Annotated in this window: 1 protein-coding gene and 1 pseudogene; both read left to right on the plus strand. The window is 74.9% G+C overall.

Annotation, left to right across the window (positions count from 1 at the left end):
- The coding region (locus tag AC1DY5_RS53540) for an ATP-binding protein (RefSeq protein ID WP_478122339.1) at positions 1-1326 on the plus strand (1326 nt) is incomplete at its 5' end.
- Positions 1327-1328: 2 nt separating this feature from the next.
- Positions 1329-1929 (plus strand): annotated as a pseudogene (locus tag AC1DY5_RS53545) (hypothetical protein); the annotation flags it as partial.

A 1929-nucleotide genomic window follows, 5' to 3' on the forward strand; every position in this document is an offset into this window, starting at 1 on the left:
CGGCAGGCCGCGGCGCTGCGTCATGCGCCGCCGGGCGGCAGCGTGCTCGCGGTGCGCAGCGGCCATCCCCGCGAGGCGCAGGGCGCGGCCGCGCTGGTGGCGATCGCGCTCGGACTGCAGCCGGCTTTCGTCGACGGCGACCCGCCGCGCGGGCTCGCGCCCTGGCTCTGGCTGCGCCGTGCCGCGCCGGTGCTGTGCGCGGAACTGGCGCCGGGCGAATCGCGCCGGCTGGCCGAACTGCCGGGCCATCGCGGTCCGCTGCTGCTGGCCTGCGGCATCGACGGCAGTTTCGAGCGCGAGGGCGATCCAGTCGGCAGCTGGCGCGTGCCGCTGCCGCTGCCGCAGGAACGCGTCGCCTTGTGGCGGGCCCATCTGGATGCGGCAGCCGCCGAAAGCGTCGGGCGTGCGCATCGGCATGCGCCGGCACACATCGCCCATCTGGTTCGCGCGGCGCGGCATCAGGCGCGGCTGGCCGGTGACGCGGCCCTGACCGAACAGCATGTGAAGCTCGCCGCGCGGCTCGGCGCCGCCGGCGAGCTGGGCACGCTCGCGCAACTGGTGCCCGACGCGGTGCCGGACGAGGCCCTCGTGATGCCGCCCGAACTGGCGTCCGCGCTGCACGCCCTGCGCCAGCGCTGCGTGCGGCGCGAGGGGCTGGCCGATGCGCTCGGGCCCTCGGCGCGCACGCGCTACCGGCCCGGCGTGCGCGCCTTGCTGGTGGGCGCGTCGGGCACCGGCAAGACGCTCGCGGTCGCATGGCTGGCATCGCAGCTCGGGCTGCCGCTGTACCGCGTCGACCTGGCCTCCGTCGCCAGCAAGTACATCGGCGAGACCGAGAAGAATCTCGCGCAGTTGTTCGCGCGGGCCGAGGACGCGGAAGTGGTGCTGCTCTTCGATGAGGCCGATTCGCTGTTCGGCAAGCGCACCGAGGTGAAGGACGCTAACGACCGCTTCGCGAACCAGCAGACCAACTACCTGTTGCAGCGCATAGAGTCCTTCGACGGCATCGCGATCCTGACGAGCAACAGCCGTTCGCGCTTCGACGGTGCGTTCACGCGTCGGCTCGACGCGATCATCGAATTCCCCACGCCCGGGCCGCAGGAGCGCCGCACGCTGTGGCTGGCGCACCTGGGCGCGCACCATGCGCTGGAGCTGGCGCAGATCAACCGCATCGCCGCGTCGTGCGACCTCGTGGGCGGGCACATCCGCAACGCGACGCTGGCGGCGGCGAGCGCGGCGCCCGGGCCGGTCGGCTTCAACGCGCTGCGCGCCGCAATCGAGGCCGAGTACCGCAAGCTCGGCCGGCCCGCGCCCACGGGGTTGTAGGCATGGGCGCGAGCGTCGCCCCGCGGATCGCTCGCCCGTCGACGATGGGACGGGCCCAGCCGGCAGCGCCCTCGCGCATGGCGGTGCCGAATGTCGCAGGCGTGCCGACCTTCCTCTCGGTGGTGCAGCGGCGCGAGTCGGCCGGCGGCAACGTGGCGAGCCGCATCGCCGATGCACAGCAGCGCGAGCAGACCGAGGATCGTGACGAAGCCGAGCGGCTCGCCGAGCGCATCGGCCAGCACGAAGTGCGCGATGCGATGCGCGCCGACGATGCGCGGCAGGCCGAGCGTTCGGAAGCGGCGCAGGCATCGCGCGCCGCGACACGGGCCGGCACTCACGCGCCGGCGCTGCGCAGCGCGGTGTCGCCAGCCCCGGTCACGGGCTTCGGGCTGGAGCCCGCGCCGTCGGATTTGCGAACCGAGCCGCCCGCGCTGCGCAGCGAGCCTGAAGGGCAAACACGCGCCGACGACGGCGGCGGCGACGCACCTGCGGACGCAGGCGCGCCGGCAGCAGGGGGCTCAGGCGATGGCGCGGCAGCAGGCCGGGGCGCGGGTGGCGCAGGCGATGCGGGCGCGGCTGCCGGTTCCGGCGCTGCGGGTGCCG

The organism is Variovorax sp. P4_D9 (genome assembly GCF_056401695.1).